Annotated in this window: 20 protein-coding genes; 9 read left to right on the forward strand and 11 right to left on the reverse strand. The window is 65.1% G+C overall.

Annotation, left to right across the window (positions count from 1 at the left end):
* The first annotated feature begins 84 nt into the window (after positions 1-84).
* On the forward strand, positions 85-954 hold the full coding sequence (locus tag ACP7BY_RS10625) for a Ku protein (RefSeq protein ID WP_033967410.1): 870 nt from the start codon (positions 85-87) through the stop codon (positions 952-954).
* A 123-nt stretch (positions 955-1,077) separates the two neighbouring features.
* Complete coding sequence (gene ligD, locus ACP7BY_RS10630; protein WP_033966284.1) at positions 1,078-3,549, forward strand: DNA ligase D; 2,472 nt, start codon at positions 1,078-1,080, stop codon at positions 3,547-3,549.
* A gap of 12 nt (positions 3,550-3,561) precedes the next feature.
* Here ligD and ACP7BY_RS10635 read toward each other — a convergent pair whose 3' ends face one another.
* Positions 3,562-5,505, reverse strand: a complete 1,944-nt coding sequence (locus tag ACP7BY_RS10635; protein ID WP_033966283.1) for a potassium transporter Kup — start codon at positions 5,503-5,505, stop codon at positions 3,562-3,564.
* 137 nt (positions 5,506-5,642) lie between these two features.
* Between ACP7BY_RS10635 and pdeM the strand changes: the two genes are divergently transcribed.
* Positions 5,643-6,305 (forward strand): ligase-associated DNA damage response endonuclease PdeM, encoded by a 663-nt coding sequence (gene pdeM, locus ACP7BY_RS10640; protein WP_137902965.1) that lies wholly within the window; start codon positions 5,643-5,645, stop codon positions 6,303-6,305.
* A gap of 45 nt (positions 6,306-6,350) precedes the next feature.
* On the opposite strand, the gene msrA is transcribed toward pdeM, so the two are convergent.
* From msrA to ACP7BY_RS10655, 3 genes are all read right to left on the reverse strand, one after another.
* Positions 6,351-7,004, reverse strand: a complete 654-nt coding sequence (gene msrA, locus ACP7BY_RS10645; protein ID WP_033966282.1) for a peptide-methionine (S)-S-oxide reductase MsrA — start codon at positions 7,002-7,004, stop codon at positions 6,351-6,353.
* 87 nt (positions 7,005-7,091) lie between these two features.
* Positions 7,092-7,721 (reverse strand): DedA family protein, encoded by a 630-nt coding sequence (locus ACP7BY_RS10650; protein WP_033966280.1) that lies wholly within the window; start codon positions 7,719-7,721, stop codon positions 7,092-7,094.
* 107 nt (positions 7,722-7,828) lie between these two features.
* Positions 7,829-8,218: a hypothetical protein gene (locus ACP7BY_RS10655; RefSeq protein WP_137902966.1), complete on the reverse strand. Its 390-nt coding sequence runs from the start codon at positions 8,216-8,218 to the stop codon at positions 7,829-7,831.
* Positions 8,219-8,366: 148 nt separating this feature from the next.
* Here ACP7BY_RS10655 and rpiA point away from each other — a divergent pair, with 148 nt between their 5' ends.
* The 5 genes from rpiA to ACP7BY_RS10680 all read left to right on the forward strand — a co-directional run bounded on the left by rpiA (position 8,367) and on the right by ACP7BY_RS10680 (position 14,213).
* Positions 8,367-9,035 (forward strand): ribose-5-phosphate isomerase RpiA, encoded by a 669-nt coding sequence (gene rpiA / locus ACP7BY_RS10660; protein ID WP_137902967.1) that lies wholly within the window; start codon positions 8,367-8,369, stop codon positions 9,033-9,035.
* A 69-nt stretch (positions 9,036-9,104) separates the two neighbouring features.
* Positions 9,105-11,189 carry a transketolase gene (gene tkt, locus ACP7BY_RS10665; RefSeq protein ID WP_137902968.1) on the forward strand — a complete coding sequence of 695 codons (2,085 nt, stop codon included), beginning with the start codon at positions 9,105-9,107 and terminating at the stop codon, positions 11,187-11,189.
* A gap of 112 nt (positions 11,190-11,301) precedes the next feature.
* Positions 11,302-12,411 carry a transaldolase gene (tal, locus tag ACP7BY_RS10670; RefSeq protein ID WP_033966278.1) on the forward strand — a complete coding sequence of 370 codons (1,110 nt, stop codon included), beginning with the start codon at positions 11,302-11,304 and terminating at the stop codon, positions 12,409-12,411.
* A 12-nt stretch (positions 12,412-12,423) separates the two neighbouring features.
* Positions 12,424-13,407 (forward strand): phosphogluconate dehydrogenase (NAD(+)-dependent, decarboxylating), encoded by a 984-nt coding sequence (gene gnd / locus ACP7BY_RS10675; RefSeq protein WP_126845555.1) that lies wholly within the window; start codon positions 12,424-12,426, stop codon positions 13,405-13,407.
* On the forward strand, positions 13,404-14,213 hold the full coding sequence (locus ACP7BY_RS10680) for a Cof-type HAD-IIB family hydrolase (protein ID WP_033966276.1): 810 nt from the start codon (positions 13,404-13,406) through the stop codon (positions 14,211-14,213). The genes gnd and ACP7BY_RS10680 overlap by 4 nt, the downstream gene beginning before the upstream one ends.
* Before the next feature lie 11 nt (positions 14,214-14,224).
* Here the strand turns inward: ACP7BY_RS10680 and ACP7BY_RS10685 are convergent, their stop codons facing one another.
* Entirely contained in the window at positions 14,225-14,785 is a 561-nt protein-coding gene (locus ACP7BY_RS10685; RefSeq protein ID WP_033966275.1) for a cytochrome b, read from the reverse strand.
* 103 nt (positions 14,786-14,888) lie between these two features.
* Between ACP7BY_RS10685 and ACP7BY_RS10690 the strand changes: the two genes are divergently transcribed.
* A complete protein-coding gene (locus ACP7BY_RS10690) occupies positions 14,889-16,319 on the forward strand; it encodes a glycosyltransferase family 2 protein (RefSeq protein WP_033966274.1) in 1,431 nt (476 codons plus the stop codon).
* 10 nt (positions 16,320-16,329) lie between these two features.
* Here ACP7BY_RS10690 and ACP7BY_RS10695 read toward each other — a convergent pair whose 3' ends face one another.
* The 6 genes from ACP7BY_RS10695 to ACP7BY_RS10720 are packed head-to-tail and all read right to left on the reverse strand — an operon-like array spanning position 16,330 to position 24,086.
* Positions 16,330-17,007: a response regulator gene (locus ACP7BY_RS10695; protein ID WP_033966287.1), complete on the reverse strand. Its 678-nt coding sequence runs from the start codon at positions 17,005-17,007 to the stop codon at positions 16,330-16,332.
* Entirely contained in the window at positions 17,004-19,646 is a 2,643-nt protein-coding gene (locus ACP7BY_RS10700) for a sensor histidine kinase (RefSeq protein ID WP_137902969.1), read from the reverse strand. Before ACP7BY_RS10700 ends, ACP7BY_RS10695 begins: the two co-directional genes overlap by 4 nt.
* Positions 19,643-20,239, reverse strand: a complete 597-nt coding sequence (gene kdpC / locus ACP7BY_RS10705; protein ID WP_033966286.1) for a potassium-transporting ATPase subunit KdpC — start codon at positions 20,237-20,239, stop codon at positions 19,643-19,645. The genes ACP7BY_RS10700 and kdpC overlap by 4 nt, the downstream gene beginning before the upstream one ends.
* 11 nt (positions 20,240-20,250) lie before the next feature.
* Complete coding sequence (kdpB, locus tag ACP7BY_RS10710; protein WP_126845559.1) at positions 20,251-22,278, reverse strand: potassium-transporting ATPase subunit KdpB; 2,028 nt, start codon at positions 22,276-22,278, stop codon at positions 20,251-20,253.
* Positions 22,279-22,291: 13 nt separating this feature from the next.
* The gene (gene kdpA / locus ACP7BY_RS10715; protein ID WP_137902970.1) at positions 22,292-23,983 is read right to left on the reverse strand and encodes a potassium-transporting ATPase subunit KdpA; all 1,692 of its coding nucleotides are present in this window, start codon (positions 23,981-23,983) and stop codon (positions 22,292-22,294) included.
* A 13-nt stretch (positions 23,984-23,996) separates the two neighbouring features.
* On the reverse strand, positions 23,997-24,086 hold the full coding sequence (locus ACP7BY_RS10720; protein WP_081988579.1) for a potassium-transporting ATPase subunit F: 90 nt from the start codon (positions 24,084-24,086) through the stop codon (positions 23,997-23,999).
* Positions 24,087-24,334 lie beyond the last annotated feature (248 nt).

A 24,334-nucleotide genomic window follows, 5' to 3' on the forward strand; every position in this document is an offset into this window, starting at 1 on the left:
GTTGCGTCACCCCGATCCGGCACCGACGGAACGACTCTGCGCGCCAGGGATTGAATCGTCTTCGCAACGATGAGGGGCAGGACGATGGCGGCACGGGCCTATTGGCAAGGACAGATCCGGCTCGCGCTCGTCTCTATCCCTGTCGAAATCTACAGCGCGACCAAATCGGGCGCGCAGATCAGCTTCAAACAAATCCATGAGCCGAGCGGCAAGCCGATCCATTACGACAAGGTGGTCACCGGCGTTGGTCCCGTCGACACCGATGAGATCATGAAGGGCTTCGAATATGAAAAGGGCTCTTACGTGCTGCTCGGGCAGGACGAGATCGATGCGGTGAAGCTCGAGTCGAAGAAGACGCTGGAGCTGACGCAGTTCGTCGATGCGAGCGAGATCGACGTGCTCTATTATGAAAAGCCTTATTTCGTGGTGCCGGCCGATGATCTGGCCGAGGAGGCGTTCATCGTGCTGCGCGAGGCGCTGCGACGGACCAAGAAGGTCGGGCTCGGGCAATTGGCGATGCGCGGGCGCGAATATGTCGTAAGCCTGAAACCGTGCGGGCGCGGCATGGTGCTGGAAACGCTGCGCTATGCCGATGAAGTGAACAAGGCGCAGGGCTATTTCCGCGACATTCCCGACGACACGCCCGATGCCGATCTGATGGAACTGGCCGAGGCGCTGATCGAGAAGAAGAGCGGGGCGTTCCACCCGCAGGATTTCCACGATCGCTATGTCGATGCGCTGCGCGACCTGGTCGAGCGCAAGCGCAAGGCGAAGGGCGGCAAGATCATCGAAGATGCGGGCGATGACGCGCCCAAAAAGGGCGGATCGAACGTGGTCGATTTGATGGCGGCGCTGAAGAAGTCGATGGGTGGCGCGGCTCCGGCCAAGGCAGAGGCGAAACCCGCCGCCAAGAAGGCACCCGCCAAGCGCGCGCTGGCTAAAAAACGTGCATAGGGCCGCCTCTTCTCCCCTCCCTGGAAGGGAGGGGGCAGGGGGTGGGTCGGCTCATGGCGGAGCCGATTGCCCATTTCGGAGGAACCCACCCCCAACCCCTCCCTTCCAGGGAGGGGAGAAAGCATGACGCTCGACCCGCTCGAAAAATACAACGCCAAGCGCGACTTCGCGAAGACGGCGGAGCCTGCGGGCACGCTCGAACCCGGGCATGGCAATCGTTTCATCGTGCAGAAGCACGACGCATCGCGGCTGCACTGGGATTTCCGGCTGGAAGTCGATGGCGTGCTGAAAAGCTGGGCGGTGACGCGCGGGCCGAGCCTGGACCCCGCGCAGAAACGGCTGGCAGTGCGGACCGAGGACCATCCCTTGTCCTATGCGGATTTTGAGGGAACGATTCCGGCGGGCGAATATGGCGGCGGCACAGTGATGCTGTGGGACAGCGGCACCTGGTCCCCGATCAAGGGCAAGAGCGCCAAGGACCTCGAGCAGGGCCACCTCCACTTCGTGCTCGACGGCCAGCGTATGAAGGGGGAGTGGCTGCTGATCCGGTTGAAACCACGCGGCAAGGAGAAGGCCGAGAACTGGCTGCTGCGCAAGATCGACGATGCCGCGGCGGGCGGGGCCGATACGCTGGTCGAAACCGCGCTGACCAGCGTGACGAGCGGGCGCACGATGGCGGAGATTGCGGAAGGGAAGAAGCCGGCGGCTCCCCGGCGAAAGCCAGGGGCCAGGGTTGCAAAAGCTGCGCCCGTCGCTGGGGAGTCCGGCGTTCGCCGGAAAACGGCCGCCAGGCCGGTGTTCCAGGAGCCGCAGCTTTGCACCCTCGTCGATTCCGTTCCGACCGGTAGCCAATGGCTGCATGAGGTGAAGTACGACGGCTATCGCGCGCTGATCGCGGTCGCCAAGGGCAAGGCCACGGTGTTCACGCGTAGCGGGCTCGACTGGACCAACAAGTTCCAGGCGATTGCCGATGCCGTCGCCAGGCTCCCGGTCGAGACCGCACTGTTCGATGGCGAGATCGTCGCGTTCAAGGAGGGCCGCCCCGATTTCTCGACGCTGAAGGACGCGATCGCTTCCGGGGGCGACATGACCTTCTTCGCCTTCGACCTGTTGAACCTCGACGGCGAGGATCTGACCGACCTCACCAATCTCGCGCGCAAGCAGCGCCTGCAGCCGTTGATCGACGGCAAGGACCCGCGCGTCCAATATTCGGAGCATATCGCCGGGCAGGGCGAGCCATTGTTCGAAACGATGTGCAAGGAAGGCTATGAGGGCGTCGTCTCCAAACGCGCCGACGCACCCTATCGCGGCAAGCGCACGCAGGCCTGGCTCAAGACCAAATGCACGCGGCGGCAGGAGTTCGTCATCGTCGGCTGGACGCCGAGCGCCAAGTCGCGCGGGTTCGCGTCGTTGCTGCTAGGGCTGAACGGGGCGGACGGGCTGGTCTATGCCGGTAAGGTCGGCACCGGCTTCGACACCGCGACGATGCTCGATCTGCGCGCGCGGCTGGAGAGGATCGAACGCAAGACGCCGACCGTCGCCGCGCCCCGCGCGGCGGTGCGGGGTGCGCATTGGGTGTCGCCAAAGCTGGTCGCCGAGGTGGCCTTTGCCGAGACCACGCCCGATGGCGTATTGCGGCATTCGAGCTTCATCGGCCTGCGCGAGGACAAGCCCGCGCGCGAGGTGGTGGCGGAAACGCCGGTGCAGCCGGAAGCGGCGGAAACGCCCGAAATCCACATCAAGGTCAGCAGCCGCGACCGGGTGATCCTTCCCGAATCGAACATCACCAAGGGCGACCTCGCCGATTATTACGCCAAGGTCGCGGGCATCATGCTGCCCTGGGCCGCCAACCGGCCGATCAGCCTGGTGCGCTGTCCGCAGGGGCGCGCCAAGCAATGTTTCTTCCAGAAGCATGACGCGGGCAGCTTCAAGGGCGAGCATGTCCACACGGTGCCGATCACCGAGAAAGACGGGTCAACCGAAGAGTATCTGTACATCGACGATGCCGACGGGCTGGTCGCGTGCGTGCAGATGGGCACGATCGAATTCCACGGCTGGGGATCCTCGGTCGCCACGCTGGAACAGCCCGATCGCATGGTGTTCGATCTCGACCCCGATGAGGGGCTGGGCTTCGATCTGGTCAAGAAGGCCGCGGTCGAGTTGAAGGAGCATCTTGCCGAACTGGGGCTGGTCAGCTTCGCGATGCTGTCGGGCGGCAAGGGTGTGCATGTCGTCGTGCCGCTGACCCCACAGGCCGAATGGCCCGCGGTCAAGGATTTTGCCGATCGCTTCGCCCGCGCGCTGGGGGAGGCTGCGCCCGACCGCTTCGTCGCGACCATGTCCAAGGCCAAGCGCAAAGGGCGGATCTTCATCGACTGGCTGCGTAACCAGCGCGGCGCGACTGCGGTGCTGCCCTATGTTGCGCGCGCGCGCGCCGGGGCACCGGTGGCGGCACCGGTGTCGTGGAGCGAACTCGGCGGCATCGATACCGCCGCGCAGTGGAGCATTCGCGATGCCGATGAGCTGATCGCGCGCGCCGCGTCCCGAGAATTGGCGGGGTGGGGCATTGCCGATCAGGTGCTGCCCGATCTGTGACGGCCGCGTCGCCTAGACGGTGACCTGCTCGCCCAATTCCAGCACCTTGCCCGGCGGGATCTTGAGGAAGTCGGTCGGGTCGCTGGCATTGCGTTGCAGGAACATGAAGATGCGGTCCTGCCACAGTGGCATACCCTGATTGGCGGCGGGCTTGATCGTGTTGCGACCGATGAAATAGCTGGTCTTGGCGGGGTTGAGCACCTTCTTGTGGCTGACCGCCTCCAGCCCAAGGTCGCGCGGCACGTCGGGCGATTCCATGAAGCCATAGGTCAGCACGATGATGGTGAAATTGTCGTCGACTCGGCGGATTTCGGAGCGTTCGTGCGGCTCGACATAGGGACGGTCGGCGGTGCGCACGCTGACGATCAGGTTCTTCTCGTGCAGCACCTTGTTGTGTTTGAGATTGTGCAGCAGCGCGCCGGGGGCACTGTCGGGATTGGCGGTGAGGAACACGGCGGTCCCCTCCACGCGCTCGGGCGGACGCTTGGCGAGCGCGGCGGCGAGATCGGCAAGCGGCACGCTCTGCCGCGCCTCGAACGCGCGGACGATGCCGCGACCACGATTCCAGGTGTAGATGATCAGGCCGATCACCCCTGCCACGACCAGCGGCACCCAGCCGCCCTCGACCACGCGCAGGATGTTCGCGCCGAAGAAGATCAGGTCGAGCGTGAGGAACGGCAGGATCACCGCGAGTGCCAGCGGACGCCCCCAGTTCCAGCGATGGCGCACCACGATATAGGCGAGCAACGTCGTCACCACCATCGTGCCCGTAACCGCAATGCCATAAGCGGCAGCCATTGCCGAGGAGGTGCGGAACTGGATTACCAGCACCAGCACGCCCGTCAGCAGCAGCCAGTTGATCGACGGCAGATAGATTTGTCCGGCCTGTGCGGCCGAGGTCTGGCGGATGCGCAGGCGCGGCAACAGGCCGAGCTGGATCGCCTGCTGCGTCAGCGAATAGGCACCGGTGATCACCGCTTGACTGGCGATGACGGTTGCCATCATCGCGAGCACGATCAGCCACGGCCGCACGCTTTCCGGCGCCATCACGAAGAACCAGTCCTGGTTGACGAAGGGCGTTCCCGCCGCCGCCGCCGCCTCAAGCGCATTGAGCGCAAAGGCACCCTGGCCGAGATAATTGAGCACCAGGCAGGGGAAAACGAGGAAGAACCAGCCGATACGGATCGGCTTGATACCGAAATGGCCCATATCGGCGGTCAAGGCCTCGGCGCCCGTTACCGTCAGGAACACAGCCCCCAGCACGAACAGGCCCGTGACGCCGTGTGTGGCGAGCAGGATCGCGCCATAATGCGGGGAAATGACGCGCAGGATCGAAGGTTCGTCGGCGATGTGCCACAGGCCGAGCCCGCCAATCGCCAGGAACCACACGATACAGACCGGCCCGAACAGCGTCGAAACGCTCGCCGTGCCGCGGCTCTGGATGAAAAACAGCGCGACGAGGATCACGATCGTGACGCCGAGGATCGCCGAATCGTCGAAGATATTGGCCAGTGCGGGAATGGTCTTCAGCCCCTCCACCGCCGACAGCACCGACAAGGCCGGCGTGATGATCGCATCGCCGTAGAAGAGCGAGGCCCCCGCCGCCCCCAGCACCAGCGCGATGAGCGAGCGCCGCCCCAGCGCGCGCCGGGCGAGTGCGGTGAGCGCCAGCACGCCGCCTTCGCCCTGATTGTCCGCGCGCATCAGAAAGATGACGTATTTGACGGTGACGACCAGGATCAGCGACCAGATCGCAAGACTGAGCACGCCCAGAATCTCGCTGGCGTCGATGCCGTCGCCCGCGGTCTGGCTCAACGCTTCGCGGAAGGCGTAAAGCGGGCTGGTGCCGATATCGCCGAACACCACGCCGATCGCGCCGATCGTCAAGGCCAGCAACGCCGGATGCGGCGCATGCGGGGCGGGACTGTCAGGCTTGGTCGCGGTCGCTGCGGTCATAAGCGGTGAATGGCTCGTCAGGAAGGACGGCGCGCTTTACGCTCGTGGGGGCTTTGCGCAAGGCCTTTGATACTCGCGCTGGCCAGGCGGTGTCACGGGCGTTGCACCGAGGCCACCATTGCGACATAGCCAAGGGCATGGTTCCCTTTTCGTTCGCAGGTCGTGATTTCCTTGCTTTGGGGAGCGGTGCCCTGTTCTGGCCCGCGCGCGGGGCGTTGCTGGTGGCCGACCTGCATTTCGAGAAAGCAAGCTGGTACGCGCGCGGTGGTCAAATGTTGCCGCCTTATGATTCGCTGGCGACGCTTGCCGATCTGACCGCGCTGGCGGAGACGCTGCGCCCGCGCGAAATCTGGTGCCTGGGCGACAGTTTCCACGACGATGAGGGATGCGATCGCTTGCCCGATGCGGCGCAGGCGCGGCTGCGCGCGCTGACCGGTGCGATCGCGTGGACGTGGATCACCGGCAACCATGATGCGGGAATGGTCGATCGTTGCGGCGGGGTCGTTGTTGACGAGGCCGAGGTCGACGGGTTGATCCTGCGGCACGAAGCTGTGCCCGACGAAGTCCGTCCCGAGCTTTCGGGCCATTTCCATCCCAAATTGCGGTTGCGGGTGCGCGGTCGTTCGGTCTCCCGCCGCTGCTTCGTCGCCAGTGCGTGCAAGCTGATCCTGCCCGCGTTCGGCGCTTTAACGGGGGGGCTGGATGCAGCACACCCGGAGATTGTCCGCGCAGTCGGGCGAGGGGCGGAAGCGCTGATCCCGGTCGAGGATCGCTTGCTGCGCTTTCGGCTGGCGGCGTAAGCCGCTGCCAAAAATCCCTCCCGTGAACGGGAGGGATTTCACATCTCAGCTCGCCAATTGCGGAAAGCCTGCGCGGAACGCCGCAACCTTTGGTTTGTCGAAGGTCACGATATAGGGGTGGTTGGGGTTCCGGTCGTAAAAATTCTGATGATAGTCCTCCGCCGGAAAGAACGCGCCCGACTCGATTTTGGTCACGATCGGTTTGGCGAAGACATGCGCTTGGCCCAATTGCGCGATATAGGCGGCGGCGACGCCACGCTGCGCCGCGCTTTGCGGGAAGATCGCCGAGCGATAGCTGTAGCCGCTGTCGGGGCCTTGCCGATTGAGCTGGGTCGGATCGTGCGCGATCGAGAAATAGACGCGCAGCAGCGTCGCATAGCTGACCTTGGCCGGATCATAGACGATGCGCACCGCCTCGGCATGTTTGGTCGTTTCGCTTGAAACCTGATCATAGGTCGCGGTGTCGCGCGTGCCCCCGGCATAGCCGGCAGTGACGTTGGTCACGCCCTTCACATGCTCGAACACCGCTTCCATGCCCCAGAAACAGCCGCCCGCGAACACGGCGGTTTGCCGACCGGTGGCGGTAACATCGGTCTTGGCGACGGGCAGCGGCACGGCGCGCTCGGCCTGCGCGGCACCGCCGAGCGCGAACAGCGCGACTCCGGCAAGACCTGTGGCGAAGAAACGGGGCTTTAACATCGGGACACCTCTTGATGGGACACGACGTAGTTCGTGTCTTGGCCGCACTTAGTTACGTCCGGGCAGCCAAAGAGATGTCGTGTCGGATCAATGCCGCTTCAAGCCGCGCACGCGGTGCCAGACATAGAAGCCGATCGCCGCGACCAGCACCACCGCAATCACCACGTCCGCGCTGTGGAACGCCGCCTTGACGCGCGGGTCGCTGTTCCATTTGTCACCCAGCACCATGCCGAGATAGGCGAGGCCAAAGCACCACGGCCACGATCCGATAAAGGTGTAGATGTGGAATGGGATCAGCGGCATCCGTGCCACGCCCGCCGGAAACGCGATGAACGAGCGGATCACCGGCAGCAGACGCCCGATCAGCACCGCGATATTGCCGAAGCGCGCGAAGAAGCGGTCGGCGGCGTCGAGCTCACCCGGCCCGACCAGCACATAGCGGCCCCAGCGCTCGGCCACCGGCCGCCCGCCGCGCTTGCCGATCTCATAGCCGACGATCGAGCCGAGATTGCACCCGATCGCGCCCGCCGTCGCGGCGAGGTACAGGTTGAAATGCCCGGTCGAGACCAGATAGCCGGCAAAGGGCATGATGATCTCGGACGGCAGCGGGATGCAGGCCGATTCGATCGCCATCAGCAACGCAATGCCGAGATAGCCGCCGCTGGAAATGACGCCGATGGTGAAGGTCGCGAGGATGCCGAGGATTTTTTCGATCATGGGGCAGGGCTTTGCCGTGGGATGCGGCGCGGGGCCAGCGGAAATGTGCGGAGCGGTTGCTAGGGTCTTTGCGTATCCGCGATGAAAGGCGGGGCGGTCTGGCTATGTCAATGGGCCCAGTTGAAGCGGACAAGTGCCATCGAAAAAGCAAATACAAAGGCATAGCCAAATCGGTCGATGCCTACCTGTGTTTGCCCCTTGCTCTCCCGCAATCGCCCAATGAGCATCATGGCACCCCCAACAACCAACGGGGTTATGACGACGTTCGCTTCGCGAAGCCCAAGGTTGGAGATGAAGGATCTGGGCATAACCAGAAGGCTTATGCCGCCCGCCATCGTACCCCACAAAGCGAAGCCGATTGTCGATAAAAACGGGTTTCTTGGCTTTTTGAAGGTGTCGGCGAGCCCGTGAAAGCCAAGTTCAGCTAAGGACTCGAACAATAGCTGCAGCAAAATCTCGCCGAGAAATTGCAAAATGATCTCGACTATAAATTCCATATATCTCTGTCATAGCGACGGGCGGTGCTGGAGCTTAACCTGAGCATCCGCTGTCGCCAATGGCGGCTGCGAACTCGCCTGTCCGCTGTCCACGCATTTCAAAACGCGCACCGTGTGCCCCGCGAGCAAACGATGGTAGAGCGCCCCCATGAACGAGTCCGACAAACGCCTCGCCGCGCTGGCTGCGGTGGAAGAGGTTCGCGCTGGCATGAGTGTCGGCCTTGGCACCGGGTCCACCGCAGCGTTTGCGATCGAGGCGCTGGGCGAGCGGGTGCGTGGGGGGCTGGCCGTTCAGGCGGTTGCGACCTCGCTTGCCACCGAGGCGCACGCGCGCTCGGTCGGCATAACGCTGATCGAACTGCCCGCGCGGATCGATCTCACCATCGATGGTGCCGATGAAATCGATGGTGCTTTGCGCGCGATCAAGGGGGCAGGCGGTGCGATGCTCCGCGAAAAGGTCGTCGCCGCCGCCAGCGCGCGGATGCTGGTGATCGCCGATGGCTCCAAGCGCGTCGCCGCGATCGGGGCGGCGAAGATCCCGGTCGAGACTTTGCCCTTCGCCCGGAATTTCGTGGCGGCGCGACTCGAAAACCTTGGTGCCCAGGTCGCCCTGCGGGAAAATTTCCTTACCGATCAGGGAAATTCCATCCTCGATTGCAGCTTTGCGCCTGATATCGACCATCGCCGCCTTGCCGCTGAAATTGCCGCAATTCCGGGCGCTTTGGGGCACGGCCTGTTCCTGACCGAGGTGTCGGCGGCCTATATCGCGACCGATGGTGTCGTTACGCGGCTGGAACGCGACGAAAGGACGCGATAAGGCCCTCGCACACCGCAACCGGGCGGGCGCACGTGCGTTCAGACCCACATTAGCGAGGCGATATCTTTCATGGCCGACACCCCGACGACTGCGACTGCAACGAGCGTTCATGAGGATGGCTCGCCCGAGCGCCTCGCCATCGACACGATCCGCACCCTCTCGATGGACGCGGTGCAGGCCGCAAATTCCGGGCACCCGGGCACGCCAATGGCGCTGGCTCCGGTCGGTTATACGCTGTGGAGCAAGTTCCTGCGCTACGATCCGGCCACCCCGGATTGGCCCAATCGCGACCGCTTCGTGCTGTCGGTCGGCCATGCGTCGATGCTGCTCTACGCGCTGATCCATCTGGCCGGGATCGAAGAGATCGATGCCGAAGGCAACAAGACCGGGCACCCCGCGCTCAGCCTCGAAGACCTAAAGCAGTTCCGCCAGCTCTCGTCCAAGACGCCGGGCCATCCTGAATATCGCCACACCACCGGTGTAGAGACCACCACCGGTCCCCTCGGTGCAGGCTGCGGCAATTCGGTCGGCATGGCGATCGCGGAGCGCTGGTTCGCGGCGCGCTACAACAAGCCCGGTTTCGACCTGTTCGACCATGATGTCTATGCGCTGTGCGGCGATGGCGACATGATGGAGGGCGTCTCGGCCGAAGCTGCCTCGCTCGCCGGGCACCTCAAACTGTCCAATTTGTGCTGGCTGTACGATAGCAATCACATCTCGATCGAGGGCGCGACCAGCCTTGCCTTCGACGAAGACGTCGGCAAGCGCTTCGAATCCTATGGCTGGAACGTCATCCATGTGAACGACGCCAACGATGTCGCTGCGCTCACCGCCGCGCTCGATACGTTCAAGGCGACGACCGACAAGCCGACCTTCATCGTCGTGCATTCGATCATCGGCTATGGCAGCCCCAAGGCGGGCAGCGAAAAGGCGCATGGCGAGCCGCTGGGCGAGGAGAATATCCGTCTGACCAAGCAGGCCTATGGCTGGCCCGAAGATGCCAAGTTCCTGGTCCCCGACGGCGTTGCCGAGCACTTTAAGGGGGCGATTGCCGGTCGCGGCGCGCCCTTGCGCGAAGCCTGGGACGCGCTGCGCGCGCGTTATGCCACCGAATATCCCGAGGAATCGGCGCAGCTCGACGCGATCTTCACCGATAGCCTGCCCGACGGCTGGGATTCCGATATCCCGGTGTTCGATGCCGACGCCAAGGGCGTCGCCAGCCGCGACGCGGGCGGCAAGGTACTCAACGCGATCGCGGCCAAGGTGCCGTGGCTGCTCGGCGGCTCTGCCGATCTGTCGCCCTCGACCAAGACCGACATCAAGGGCGCGGCTTCGTTCGAACCCGGCAATTATGGCGGCAGCAACGTGCATTTCGGCGTGCGCGAACATGGCATGGGCGCGATCGTCAACGGCATGACGCTGTCGCATCTGCGCGGTTATGGCTCCACCTTCCTGGTGTTCGTCGATTATATGCGCGCGCCGGTGCGCCTGTCGGCGATCATGGAAATCGGATCGGTGTGGGTGTTCACCCACGATTCGATCGGCGTCGGCGAAGACGGCCCGACGCACCAGCCGATCGAGCATCTGGCGACGCTGCGCGCGATTCCAGGGCTCGACACGATCCGCCCGGCCGATGCCAATGAAGTGGCGGCGGCGTGGCGGGCGATCATGGCCGATGCCAGCCATCCGACCGCGCTGATCCTGTCGCGGCAGGCGCTCCCGACGCTTGACCGGTCGAAATATGCGAGCGCGGATGGGCTGGCCAAGGGGGCCTATGTGCTCGCCGACAGCGAAAACCCGGAGGTGATCCTGATCGCGACGGGTTCCGAAGTGTCGCTGGCGCTGGCGGCGCACGACAAATTGGTCGCGCAGGGCGTGGCATCGCGCGTGGTGTCGATGCCGAGCTGGTATCGCTATGAAAAGCAGGACGCCGCTTATAAGGAATCGGTGCTGCCCAAGGGCGTGAAGGCGCGGCTCGCGATCGAGATGGCGGGTGAAATCGGCTGGGATCGCTATGTGGGTCTCGACGGGCGCACGATCACCATGTCGACCTTTGGCGCGTCGGCACCGATTGCGAAATTGCAGGACAAGTTCGGTTTCACTGTCGACAATGTCGTCAAGGTTGCCACCGAAATGCTCGGCGAGGCCGCCTGATCCCCGATTGGCCTTGTTCCGGTAACCGTCATGCCCAAATGCATTGCTACGCTGGCGGGATGGACTCGGAACAAGGCCGGGTGATGCCACTAGGATATACGGAGAAGCACTGATGGGCCGTTTGAACGATCTCGCAAATCTCGGTCAGGCCGTGTGGCTCGACTTTGTCGACCGCAAGTTCCTCGCCGAGGGCGGCCTGCAGAAACTGGTCGATGAGGACTCGCTGACCGGCGTCACGTCGAACCCGTCGATCTTCGAAAAGGCGATGGGGCATGGCGATGCCTATGATGCCGAGCTTGCGGCGTTCGACAAGGCCAACCCCGATGCGTCGACGATGGAGCGCTACGAACATCTGGCGATCCTCGACATCCAGGCAGCGGCAGACACGCTGCGCCCGGTCTATGACCGGCTTGGCACCAAGGATGGCTATGTCAGCCTGGAAGTGTCGCCCTATCTCGCGAACGACACCGACGGCACCATCGCCGAGGCGCAGAAATTGTGGGCCGCAGTCGATCGGGCGAACCTGATGATCAAGATTCCCGGCACCCCTGCCGGTGTCCCCGCGATCGCCGCGACGATCGACGCTGGGATCAACGTCAACGTGACGTTGCTGTTTTCGCAAAGCGCGTATCAGGCAGTGGCGGAAGCCTATGTCGAGGGCCTGGAAAAGCGCGTCGCGCGCGGTGAGCCGATCGACCATATCGCGAGTGTCGCCAGCTTCTTCGTCAGCCGGATCGACTCGAAGATCGACGACAAGATTGATGCAGGGGTCGGCGGCGATGCGGCCAAGGCGCTCAAGGGCAAAGTCGCCATTGCCAATGCCAAGCTCGCTTATGCCTGGTATGAGGAATTCATCGCCTCCGCTCGCTGGCAGGCCCTCGCCGCCAAGGGCGCGCAGGTGCAGCGGCTGCTCTGGGCATCGACCGGCACCAAGAACCCCGATTATCCCGACACGCTATATCTCGACACGCTGATCGGCAAGGACACGGTCAACACCGTGCCGCCCAAGACGCTCGATGCGTTCCGCGAACGCGGCACCGCTAAGCTTACGCTGACCGAGGATGTGGCGGGTGCGCGGCATGTCCTGTCCGAGACGGAGCGGCTTGGCCTGGACCTGGACGGCGTGACCGATACGCTGGTCGAGGAGGGCGTCGCGTCCTTCTCCAAGGCGTTTGACGATCTGCTCGGAGCAATCGCCGCCAAGCATCCTGCGCACGCCTGAAGGACCATATTCATGAAGATCGGAATCATCGGCCTTGGCCGGATGGGCGGGAACATCGCGCGCCGAATCATGCGCGCCGGGCACGAAACCGTGGTGTTCGACCGTGATGCCAAGGCGGTGGCCGCACTCGCCGCCGATGGGTCGGTGGCGGCGGAGTCGCTCGAGGACATGCGCGACAAGCTCGACACGCCCGCACTCTACTGGGTGATGCTGCCGGCCGGGGAACCGACCGAGCAGACCATCGCCACGATCGGTGGCTTTGCCAAAGCGGGCGACATCGTCATCGATGGCGGCAATAGCTTCTACAAGGACGACATCCGCCGCGCGAAAATGCTCGCCGAAAAGGGCATCCACTATATCGATGTCGGTACGTCGGGCGGCGTATGGGGCCTGGAGCGCGGCTTCTGCATGATGGTCGGCGGCGACAAGGGATCGGTCGACCTGATCGATCCGATCCTAGCCGCGCTGGCTCCGGGCATTGGCACGATCCCGCGCACGCCCGACCGCAATGCCGATAAGGAAGATCCGCGCGCCGAGCAGGGCTATATCCATGCCGGGCCTGCGGGGGCGGGGCACTTCGTCAAGATGGTGCATAACGGCATCGAATATGGCCTGATGCAGGCCTATGCCGAGGGCTTCGACATCCTGAAGGGCAAGGCGTCGGAAAACCTCCCCGAGGACGAGCGCTTCGATCTCAATTTGACCGATATCGCTGAAGTGTGGCGGCGCGGATCGGTCATCTCGTCGTGGTTGCTGGATCTGTCGGCGTCGGCGCTGGCCAAGGATCAGGCGCTCGATGCTTTTTCGGGCAAGGTCGCCGATTCGGGCGAGGGCCATTGGACGATCGAAGCGGCGATGGAGGAGGCGGTGCCGGTCAACGTCCTCTCCGCTGCCTTGTTCGCCCGTTATCGCAGCCGGGTCGAGCATACGTTCGGCGACAAATTGCTGTCGGCAATGCGCTTTGGCTTTGGTGGCCATGTCGAGATGCCGCAGTGACAGACGCCAGTGCGATCCGGCTGGTGGTGTCGGATGTCGATGGCACGTTGGTCGATCGCGCGAAGCAAATCACGCCGGGCGTGGCGGCGGCGGTCGCACGGCTGCGCGCGGCGGGTTTGCCGTTCACGATTATCAGCGCGCGCCCGCGCTCGGGCCTGATGCCGATTGCCGAAACGCTGGCGATCGATGCGCCGATGGGGGCGTTCAATGGCGGTACGGTCTTTACCCGCGATGGGCGGGTGACCTGCCACCATGTGGTCGACCGGTGGGTGGTCGAGGCGGCCTTCGCGGCGGCGCGCGGGCTGGCAGTCGACACCTGGGTGTTCGCTGACGACCTGTGGTATGCCAGCACGGACGTCGGCGCGCATGTCACCAGCGAGCGGATCGCGTCGAACCAGACGCCGATCGTGACGCAGGATTTTTCGGGCCTGTATGACCGCGTGGACAAGATCACCTTCGTCAGCGATGTGCCGACGCTGCTCGCCGATCTCCACGCCAGCCTGGAGCCCCATGCGGCGCAAGCGACGATCGCCCAGTCGCAGACGTATTATCTCGATATCACTGCGCTGCGGGCCAATAAGGGCGACGGCGTGGCAACGCTGGCCGAGGTGATCGGCGTGCCGCTCACCGAAACGGCGGTGTTTGGCGACCAGGCCAACGACTTGCCGATGTTCGCCCGCGCAGGCCTGTCGTTTGCGATGGGGCAGGGGCCCGAGGCGGTGCGGGCACAGGCCGACCATGTGGTGGCAGGTAACGACCGGGATGGCGTGGCCGAGGCGATCGACGCGATTCTGGCGGGGCGATAATCCCCGCCGGGTCAGCGCCCGAACCAGATCCGCTGGATTTCCTTCGTGCCGTCCAGCCACTGGTGCTTGAGTGCCCCCGCCAGATGCAGCGCGACCAGTGCATAGACCGCATAAGCAATGATCTCATGCGCTTCGCCAAACCCGTCATGCACCGCCTTCTTGGTCGCGGGATCGAGCGCCATGATGAAGCCGAGGCGCGGCCATTGGAACAGGCCGAACAGGTACATCGGCGTGGTCGCGGCCTTTTCATAGGCCGAATCCATGATCCAGCCGGTCAGCGGCATGGCGAACAGGATCGCGTACAGCCCCCAGTGCACGATATGCGATGCGGCCACTTCCCAACCGGCATAGCCGCGCGGCAGCGGCGGCGGACGATGGCCGAAGCGCCACAGGATGCGCAGCAGGGCCAGGCCAAGGATGGTGATGCCGATCGACTTGTGCAGGTCGATCGCCGGGCGCACCTGCGCATCGGGCAGGACCGGCCAGATCCAGGCGAGCGCGACGTTGGTTACGATCAGCGCTGCGACCAGCCAATGCAGCACGATCGCAACGTTGGAGTAGCGCTGTACCAAGATAATGCTCCTGCCGATAAACTAGAGTTAACCTAGCGGGACTTGCGCCCGCGCGCTAGGCGGCGTCATCGCTCGTTCATCCTGGATCGGTATCGCCTCCGCAATGACTTCGCTCGCCCAAACGCTCGTGGCGGAATCGCCGCGCCTGACCCCGCGACGGATTCCCGTCGCAAGCCGGATCATCGGTGCGTTCGGGCCGATCCTGTTCGTCGCGCTGCTGGTGCAGGCGTTCCAGCGGCAGGGGTTGGCGGTGTGGTCGATCGGCATCGTTTATATTTTATATGACACAGCATTGCTCGCGTTCACCGCATGGAACATCCGGGATTTGCGCCTGAAGCCACAGCCCGCGCCCGCGACCTCGGTCTCGTTTGGCGTGATTGTCGCGGCGCATAATGAGGAAGGCGTGATTGCGGCGGCGATCGACCGGCTGGCGGGCCAGACGGCCGCCCCCGATCTGATCCTGATTGCGGACGATGGATCGAGCGATGGCACCGCCGCGGTGCTGGCGCGCCGCTACGGGCTCGTGGCACCGCCGCTTGGCACGATGAGCGAGCCGTCACCGGTGCTGCCGTCGCTGCGCTGGCTGCGGTTGCGCCACGGTGGCAAGGCGCGGGCGCTCAACGCGGCAATGGTGCAGGTCGATACCGAAGTGGTGCTGACGGTCGATGCCGATACGCTGCTCGAACCCGGCGCGATCGCCGCGATGCGCGCGGCCTTTGCTGCCGAGCCCGAACTGGTGGCGGCGACGGGGGTGCTCGCGCCGATTTGCGGGCCGGACTTGCAAGGACGGTTCTTCGAGTGGTTCCAGACCTATGAATATGTCCGCAATTTCCTGTCGCGCCATGCGTGGGAGCGGCTGAACAGCCTGTTGCTGATTTCGGGCGCGTTCGCCGCGTTCCGGCGCGATGCGGTGGTAGCAGTCGGCGGGTTCGATCCCGATTGCATGGTCGAGGATTACGAGTTGATCCACCGGTTGCATCGTCACGCGGTGGATCATGGGCGCGACTGGACGGTGCGCGTGGTCGGCGGTGCGCTGGCACGGACCGATGCCCCGGCGAGCCCGCTCGCGTTCCTGCGCCAGCGGCGGCGCTGGTTCGGCGGCTTTCTGCAGACGCAGCATTGGAATCGCGACATGGTCGGCGCGCGGCGCTTCGGCTGGCTTGGCACGGCGATGCTGCCGGTCAAGACGCTCGACACGCTTCAGCCGATCTACGGGCTGGCGGCATTTGCAATCCTGATCGGGCTGGTGGCGACCGGGCGCTTCATGGTCGCGCTGCCGATCCTGATCGTGATGCTGGTCAAGATCGCGATCGATCTGACCTTCCATTTGTGGTCGCTTGGTATTTACAAGAACTGGACCGGGCAGCGCGAGGGGCTGGGGCTGTTCCCGGCGCTGATCGCGGCGATCCTGGAACCGTTCAGCTTCCAGCTATTGCGTCACGCCGGGGCGGTATGGGGCTGGCATGCCTTCCTGACGGGTCGCGAAAGCTGGGGACGGCAGCGGCGCACCGCGATCATCGCACCGGCGGAGTAGCGGGGCGCGCTTACGCCACCAGCCGGTAGCCGATGCCCGGTTCGTTGAGCACCAGCGCGGGGGCTGCGGGGTCCGCCTCGAGTTTCAGCCGTAGCGCGCGCACGGCGACGCGCAGATATTCGACGTCGTCGATATGGCCTTCGCCCCACACCACCCGCAGCAAATGCGCATGAGTCAGCAGCTTGCCCGCATGGCGTGCCAGTTCGGCGAGCAGCGCGAATTCCTTGCGGGTGAGCTTCACCGATACGCCATCGCGCCAGACCTGATGCGCGGCGAGATCGATTTCGACCGGCCCCACCTTCAGCCGGTCCTGCCCAGCCGCTGCCGCATTGTGCCGCCGCAGCGCGACCCGGATGCGCGCCAGCAATTCCTCGGTGTCGAACGGTTTGACGACATAGTCATCGGCTCCGAGATCAAGCGCGGCGACCTTTTCTGCGGTCGCGTCGCGCGCGGTCAGCACGATGACGGCGCGGTCCATCGCCTTCAGCAGCGGCACAAGCTCGATGCCGTCGCGGTCGGGCAGACCGAGATCGAGCAGCACCAGCTCGCATCCCGGGCGCCGCGCGGCGGTCAGGGCATCGTGGGCGGTGGCGGCTTCGTCGGCGGTGAGCCCGGCGCGCTCGACCGCTCCGCGCACGAGGCGACGGATTGCGGCTTCATCATCGACGATCAGGATTTGGGCGGTCATGCCGCTGCCGTACGCCGGATCAGTGGATTGGGCCAAGTCACGCAAAACGCCGATCCGCCGGTCTCGCGGTTGGAGGCGCTGACGCTCAGCCCCATCGCCTGGGCAAAGCCCTGGACGATGGCGAGGCCAAGCCCGGTGCCGCCGCTGCGATCATCGCCATCGACGCGGGTAAAGCGGTCGAACAGATGCGCCTCGCGCCCCGGTGGTAGTCCCGGGCCCTGGTCGAGCACGCCGAGCGTGAGACCGTCGGGGGTGCGACGTCCTTCGATGATGATGTCGGTATCGGCGGGGGCGAATTTGGCGGCGTTGCCGAGCAGGTTGATGAGGACGTGGTGCAGCATGCGGGGATCGGCCTCGACCAGCGGCAGGGTCGGCGGCACGTCGAGAATCAGGCGATGGCGTGCCAGTTCGGCGCGAAGGTCGTGTGCGGCGGCGGCGACCGCATCGGTCAGGTCGGTGGCCTCCTGCCGCATGACCAGCGCGCCGGCTTCGATCCGGGTCATCTCGACCAGATCGTCGAACACGCGCCGCAAACGCCGGGCCTCGCTCTGCAACGTGGCGGTGGTGGGGGAGGCCCCATATTCGCTGGCGAGCTGATCGGCGGCGGCAACGACGGCGGTGAGCGGCGTCTTGAGGTCATGCCCGATCGAGGACAGCAAGGTCGCGCGCAAATCGTCGCGCTGCTTCAGCGCACTCACCTCGCGCGCCTGCGCTTCCAGTTGCAGACGTTCGTGGGCCAGCGCGGCCTGGCCTACCAGGGTGGCGAACAGCACGCGTTTGTCGGCGGGGATCGGATCGCCATCGCCATCGCGCGCAACGCCGAGCACCCCCAACACGCCGAGCGCGGTCTTGAGCGGATGGAATTGCCACGCACTGGCCGTCAACGTCCCGCTCGCGCGCCCGGTCACCTCGCCGCGATCGAACGCCCAGTCGGCGGCGGCGAGATCGATCGGGCTCAGTTGCGGCACATCGGGCGCACCGGCGATCGCGACATGGCGGCCATCGCGCTCGCCTAACAGGACCGTGGATACGCCCAGCAAGGCAGCGGTTTCCTCGCACGTAGCGGTCGCCGTGCCGGTCTCATCGGCGACGGCGGCAAGACGCTGGCCGAACGCCGCGAGCGCGGCATTTTCGGTGGCGGTGCGCGCGCCGAGATTGGCTTCGCGGCGGACTTGCCCGGCCAATTGGCTCGCGACGACCGCGACGATGACGAACACGATCAGCGTGACGACATTCTGCGGATCGGTGATCGTCAGCGTGTAGAGCGGCGGCAGGAAGAAAAAATTATACGCCAGCGCCGCGCCGATGCTCGCGATCAACGAGGGGCGCAGGCCGTAGAGCGTGGCGGTCGCGATCACCGGCAGCAGATACAGCAGATCCATCGCATTGGCACCGACCAGCGGCTGTAACAGCGTCGCGAGCGCGGTGTTGGCACCGACGAGTGCAAGCCCGATCAGACTCCCGCGCGCCAGGATCGGCCGAGTGGTGGGGGCTTCGCGTAACGTTTCGCTGGGTTGCGCGACGGGTACGACATGGATCGCCACGCCATCGAGCGCCCGCACCAGCCGGTCGACGATCGAGCCGTGGCGCAGCTCGAACCACCACGAACGGCGCGACTTGCCGATAACGACGGCGGTCGCGCGCGCTTCGCGGATTTGCGCGACCAGACCCTCGAGCACACTGCGCGCGGGGATGGTGGCAATGGTCGCGCCAAGACCGGTGGCGAGGTCGAGCGCATGCGCCATGCGCGCGCGCGCCTCGGCGGAGAGTGTCGCCGTGCGCGGGGTTTCCACCACCACCGCCGTCCAGCTTGCGCGGAGTGCATCGGCCAGACGTTTGGCCGAGCGGATCAGCGTTTCGCTGCCCGGCTGATCGCCAACCGCGACGACGACGCGCTCGCCGCCGGCCCAGGTGCCGCTTTCGCCGAGGCTGGCGACATGGTCGAGCAAATGGCGGTCGACCGTCTGCGCGGCGCGGCGCAACGCCAGTTCGCGGAGCGCCGACAGGTTCGATTTCGAGAAGAAATGGCCGAGCGCGCGCGTCGCCTCGGCAGGGATATAGACCTTGCCGTCCTTCAGCCGGTCGATCAGCTCGTCGGGCGGGAGGTCGACCACTTCGATCTCGGCATCGTCCAGCACCGCATCGGGCACGGTCTCGCGCACACGCACGCGGGTGAAACCGGCGACGACATCGTTGAGGCTTTCGACGTGCTGGATGTTGAGCGTGGTGAGCACGTCGATGCCCGCTGCGCGCAACTCTTCAATATCCTGCCAGCGCTTGGGGTGGCGGCTGCCGGGGGCATTGGTATGCGCAAATTCGTCGATCAAGGCGACTTGCGGATGCCGCTTGAGCATCGCGTCGAGATCGAATTCCTCGAGAGTGTGCGCGCCATGGACGATTTTAGCGCGCGGCAGCACCTCGAATGGGGCGGTCAGCCGTTCGGTTTCGGTGCGGCCATGCGTTTCGATCACGCCTGCGACGACATCGGTGCCAGTGCGCAGGAGTTCCGCGCCTTCGCGCAGCATTTCGAAGGTCTTGCCGACACCGGGGGCGGCCCCGAGGAAAATCTTGAGACGACCACGCCCCTCCCTTTGGGCGGCCTTGAGCAGCGCGTCGGGGGAGGGGCGGGTCTCGTTCACTTCGACGTGGTAGCGGAAAGCATATCAAGCTGTCGATTGAACAGCAGGACGTTGACGTGCGGTTCGCCGATGATGCCGAGCACGGGTTGCTCGGTCTGTTCGGCGATGAGCGACTTTACCTTGGCGACATCCAGGCCGCGCGCCTTGGCGATGCGCGGTGCCTGCAAAAAAGCCGCCTCGGGGCTCAGATCGGGATCGAGCCCCGAGGCGCTAGTGGTGACCAGGTCGGCGGGTAGATCCCCGGTCATCCCTTCCGCCCGCGCGGTGGAAACGCGCTTGGCGATGGCGTCGCGCAGGTCTTTCGACCCGGGCGCTAGGTTGGTCGCGGCCGACGAACTCGCATCATAGCCATCCTTGCCAGCGGCAGAGGGACGCGGATGGAGATAGCGTGGGCCCGTGAAATTCTGGGCGATCAGCGCGGAGCCGATCGGATTGCCCCTGGTGTCCGACAGGATGCTGCCATTGGCCTGGACCGGCAGCGCGACCTGCGCGATGCCGGTGATCGCGGCTGGATACAGCAGCCCGGTGACGAGCGTGACGAGCAGCAGCAGGACCGCGGTGGGGCGGAGCGCGCGAAGCGTTTCGGTGAACATCGAAAGGTCCTTCAAGCGAGATGGAGGGCGGCGACGACGAGATCGATCGCCTTGATGCCGACGAATGGGGCGATCAGCCCGCCGACGCCGTAAACCGCGAGGTTGCGCGCCAGCAGCGTGCCTGCGGGGGCGGGACGGTACTTCACGCCCTTCAGCGCGAGCGGCACCAGCGCCGGGATAATCAACGCGTTGAAGATGATCGCCGACAGGATTGCGCTTTCCGGGCTCGCCAGGCGCATGACGTTGAGCATGCCCAACCCCGGATAGAGCACGACGAAGATCGCGGGCAGGATCGCGAAATATTTCGCGACGTCGTTGGAGATCGAGAAAGTGGTCAGCGCGCCGCGCGTCATCAGCAATTGCTTGCCGAGGCCGACGATCTCGATCAGCTTGGTCGGGTCGCTGTCGAGATCGACCATATTGCCTGCCTCGCGCGCTGCCTGCGTGCCGGTGTTCATCGCCACGCCGACGTCCGATTGGGCGAGGGCAGGGGCGTCGTTGGTGCCGTCGCCGCACATCGCGACGAGCTTGCCGCCTTCCTGTTCCTTGCGGATCAAAGCGAGCTTGTCCTCGGGCGTCGCCTCGGCGAGGAAATCGTCGACGCCGCTCTCGGCCGCGATGGTGGCGGCGGTCAGCGGGTTGTCGCCGGTGATCATCACCGTGCGGATACCCATCCGGCGCAGCTCGCCGAAGCGTTCGCGGATGCCCGCTTTGACGATGTCCTTGAGCTGGACGACACCAAGCAGACGGTTGCCATCGGCGACCGCCAGCGGAGTGGCACCGCCGCGCGCGATTTCGTCCGAGATTTTGCGCAGGGTATCGGCATTGGGAACATTGCCCAGCCGCATGAGGATCGCGTCGACCGCGCCCTTCACCAACGCGCGATCCCCGATCTGCAGCCCCGACACGCGCGTCTGCGAGGTGAATTTGATCTCCTCGGCCCCCTCCGGCATCGCAATGGCGGCAGCGCCATCGGCGTTGGCGAGCACGACGATCGAGCGACCCTCGGGCGTTTCATCGGCCAGACTGGCAAGCCGCGCTGCCGCGGTCAATTCCGCGAGCGTAACCCCTGGAACCGGCAGGAAGGCGGTGGCCTGGCGGTCGCCGATCGTGATCGTGCCGGTCTTGTCGAGCAGCAGCGTATCGATGTCGCCGGCCGCTTCCACCGCGCGGCCCGATTTGGCGAGCACGTTGAAGCGCACCAGCCGGTCCATCCCGGCAATGCCGATCGCCGACAACAGTGCCGAGATCGTCGTCGGGATCAGCGTAACGAACAAGGCGACCAGCACCGGCACCGCGATGCCGCCATTTGCATAAGCGGCAAAGGCGGGCAGCGTGCCGACCGCGATCAGGAAGATCAGCGTCAGGCCTGCCAGCAGGATGGTGAGGGCGATTTCGTTGGGGGTCTTCTGGCGTTGCGCACCCTCGACCAAAGCGATCATGCGATCGAGAAAGCCCTGGCCCGCTCCCGCCGTCACGCGCACCGTAATCGCATCGGCAATGACGCGCGTGCCTGCGGTCACTGCGGAGCGATCGCCGCCGCCTTCGCGAATGACGGGGGCGCTTTCGCCGGTGATTGCGGCTTCGTTGACGCTGGCGACGCCCGCGACAACTTCGCCATCGGCCGGGATCAGGTCGCCGGTCTCGACCAGCACTTCGTCGCCGACTTGCAGGCGGGCGGCGTCGACCCATTCCCAGGCACCCGCCACGCCAATCAGCTTCTTGGCGCGGAGATCCGCCTTGGTGGCGCGCAGCGCGGCGGCCTGCGCCTTGCCGCGGCCCTCGGCCAGCGCCTCGGCGACGTTGCCGAACAGCACCGTCAGCCACAGCCAGAAGACCAGCTGCCCTTCAAAGGCGGCATGGCCGGTGCCGGTGGCGAGGCCCTTGATGAGCAGGACGGTCGAGAGGCTGGCAACGATCGCCGTGACGAACATCACCGGCGTCTTGATCAGCTTGGCGGGGTTGAGCTTGAGGAAGGCATCCCGGACCGCTGCAGCAAGCAGCGGGCCGGTGAAGAGCGAAGCGTTCTGGTTTGCCATTGGCTTGGACCTTTTAGAGCAAAATGCCGGCGGCGACCTGCGCCTGGTCCGCGATCGGACCGAGCGCGAGCGCGGGCAGGAAGGTGAGACCCCCGACGATCACGATGATCGCGGCGAGCAGGCCGATCCACAGCAGCCCGGTGGTCGGGAACGAGCCCGGCCCCTCGGGCACGCGGCGCTTGGCGGCGAGGCCACCGGCAATCGCGAGCACGGGCAGGATCACCCCGAAGCGGCCGACGAACATGTCGAGCGCGAGCAGCAGATTGTAGAACGGCGTGTTGCCGCTGAGGCCACCGAACGCCGAGCCGTTATTGGCCGCGCCCGAGGTGAAGGCGTAGAGAATCTCGCTAAAGCCATGCGCACCCTTGGCGAGCGGCCCCGCGAGCCCGGCCCCGGTGACGCAAGCCACGGCGGTGAGGCCGAGGATGGCGAGCGGCGGCACGGCGATGGCGATCACCGCCAGCTTCATCTCACGCGATTCGATCTTCTTGCCGACATATTCAGGGGTACGGCCGACCATCAACCCGGCGATGAACACCGCCAGGATGCAGTAGATCAGCACCGCATAGAGGCCCGAGCCGACGCCGCCGACGACGAGTTCGCCAAGCTGCATGTTGAACATCGGGACGAGACCACCGATCGCGGTGAAGCTGTCGTGCATCCCGATCACCGCGCCGCAGGAGGTGGCTGTGGTGATGACGGCGAACAAAGCGGTGGCGGCGATGCCGAAGCGGACTTCCTTGCCCTCCATATTGCCCCCGGCGACGCCAAGTGCGTGGTGGATCGGGTTGCCCGCCGCCTCGGCCCCATAAGCGACCGCGACGCCGACGAGGAACAGCAGCATCATGGCAGCCAGGATCGCCCAGCCCTGGCGGATGTTGCCGACCGCCTTGCCGAAGGTAAGCGTGAGCCCTGCGCCGAGCACGAAGATCGTGATCATCTGCAGGAAGTTGCTGAGCGCGGTCGGGTTTTCGAACGGATGTGCGGAATTGGCGTTGAAGAAGCCGCCACCATTGGTGCCGAGCATCTTGATGGCGAGCTGCGAGGCGACCGGGCCGACCGCGATGGTCTGCTTGGCGCCTTCCACCGTCGTCGCGACGACCGAGGGGCCGAAGGTCTGCGGCACGCCCATCACGACATAAGCGAGCGCGAGCACGATCGAGAGCGGCAGCAGCAAATAGAGCGTGGCGCGGGTGACATCGACCCAGAAATTGCCGATGCCCGATGCCTGCTTGCGGGCGAAGCCGCGGATGAAGGCGAAGGCGACGGCAATGCCGACGGCTGCCGACAGGAAGTTCTGCACCGTCAGCCCCGCCATCTGGCTGAGGTTCGACAGCGAGGATTCGCCACCGTAATTCTGCCAGTTGGTGTTGGTGACGAAGCTGACCGCGGTGTTGAAGGCGAGCAGCGTCTCCATGCCGCCAAACCCTTGCGGGTTCATCGGCAACACGCCCTGCAGTTTCAGGATCGCGAACAGCAGCGCGATGCCGCCCACATTGAACACCATCAGCGAGACGGCATAGCCGACCCAGCTTTGCTCGGCCTTGGGATCGATCCCGGCGAGCTTGTAGAAGCCGCGTTCGAGGAAGCCGAGCGGCATCTCCTTGCGGGCATAGAGGGCGTACATCCAATCCCCGGCTGGCTTGGCCAGCGCGATGATCAGGACGGTGAAGAGCAGGATCATGCTCCAGCCGGTGAGGGTCATGGCCGTGCCTCCCTCAATACCGCTCGGGCTGTGCGAGCACGGCCAACAGATAGATCAGCACGATGACGGCGACGACGCCGCCGAGTAAGAGGTCAAAGGACATTGGGCCCGCCTGTGATGGTTCAGGCGACGTCCCTGCGCCGAAGCGGCGTTAGCGCGCGCGGGGGATTGCGGGCGGCGGGCGTAAAGCGGGCGTAAAGTGCGGGGGCTCGCCGGCTAGGCCGCGAACCCATAAAATGGGGACTGCCTTTGCAGGGGACGGAACGGCAAAAAGTGGTGGGATGCGGACACGCCGTTGATGGCGGGAATTGGCAGGTTGCGGTCGTTCCGCATGGCTACCGCTAACGGCAG

It is taken from the genome of Sphingomonas sp. PSPC2-2 (assembly GCF_049897725.1).
Classification (GTDB): Bacteria; Pseudomonadota; Alphaproteobacteria; order Sphingomonadales; family Sphingomonadaceae; genus Sphingomonas.

What these genes read in the sequence shown, in the direction of transcription:
- ACP7BY_RS10625 (WP_033967410.1), top strand. Translation starts at nt 85, where the DNA reads ATGGCGGCACGGGCCTATTGGCAAGGACAGATCCGGCTCGCGCTCGTC.
- ligD (WP_033966284.1), top strand. Translation starts at nt 1,078, where the DNA reads ATGACGCTCGACCCGCTCGAAAAATACAACGCCAAGCGCGACTTCGCG.
- ACP7BY_RS10635 (WP_033966283.1), bottom strand. Translation starts at nt 5,505, where the DNA reads ATGACCGCAGCGACCGCGACCAAGCCTGACAGTCCCGCCCCGCATGCG.
- pdeM (WP_137902965.1), top strand. Translation starts at nt 5,643, where the DNA reads ATGGTTCCCTTTTCGTTCGCAGGTCGTGATTTCCTTGCTTTGGGGAGC.
- msrA (WP_033966282.1), bottom strand. Translation starts at nt 7,004, where the DNA reads ATGTTAAAGCCCCGTTTCTTCGCCACAGGTCTTGCCGGAGTCGCGCTG.
- ACP7BY_RS10650 (WP_033966280.1), bottom strand. Translation starts at nt 7,721, where the DNA reads ATGATCGAAAAAATCCTCGGCATCCTCGCGACCTTCACCATCGGCGTC.
- ACP7BY_RS10655 (WP_137902966.1), bottom strand. Translation starts at nt 8,218, where the DNA reads ATGGAATTTATAGTCGAGATCATTTTGCAATTTCTCGGCGAGATTTTG.
- rpiA (WP_137902967.1), top strand. Translation starts at nt 8,367, where the DNA reads ATGAACGAGTCCGACAAACGCCTCGCCGCGCTGGCTGCGGTGGAAGAG.
- tkt (WP_137902968.1), top strand. Translation starts at nt 9,105, where the DNA reads ATGGCCGACACCCCGACGACTGCGACTGCAACGAGCGTTCATGAGGAT.
- tal (WP_033966278.1), top strand. Translation starts at nt 11,302, where the DNA reads ATGGGCCGTTTGAACGATCTCGCAAATCTCGGTCAGGCCGTGTGGCTC.
- gnd (WP_126845555.1), top strand. Translation starts at nt 12,424, where the DNA reads ATGAAGATCGGAATCATCGGCCTTGGCCGGATGGGCGGGAACATCGCG.
- ACP7BY_RS10690 (WP_033966274.1), top strand. Translation starts at nt 14,889, where the DNA reads ATGACTTCGCTCGCCCAAACGCTCGTGGCGGAATCGCCGCGCCTGACC.
- ACP7BY_RS10695 (WP_033966287.1), bottom strand. Translation starts at nt 17,007, where the DNA reads ATGACCGCCCAAATCCTGATCGTCGATGATGAAGCCGCAATCCGTCGC.
- kdpC (WP_033966286.1), bottom strand. Translation starts at nt 20,239, where the DNA reads ATGTTCACCGAAACGCTTCGCGCGCTCCGCCCCACCGCGGTCCTGCTG.
- kdpB (WP_126845559.1), bottom strand. Translation starts at nt 22,278, where the DNA reads ATGGCAAACCAGAACGCTTCGCTCTTCACCGGCCCGCTGCTTGCTGCA.
- kdpA (WP_137902970.1), bottom strand. Translation starts at nt 23,983, where the DNA reads ATGACCCTCACCGGCTGGAGCATGATCCTGCTCTTCACCGTCCTGATC.
- ACP7BY_RS10720 (WP_081988579.1), bottom strand. Translation starts at nt 24,086, where the DNA reads ATGTCCTTTGACCTCTTACTCGGCGGCGTCGTCGCCGTCATCGTGCTG.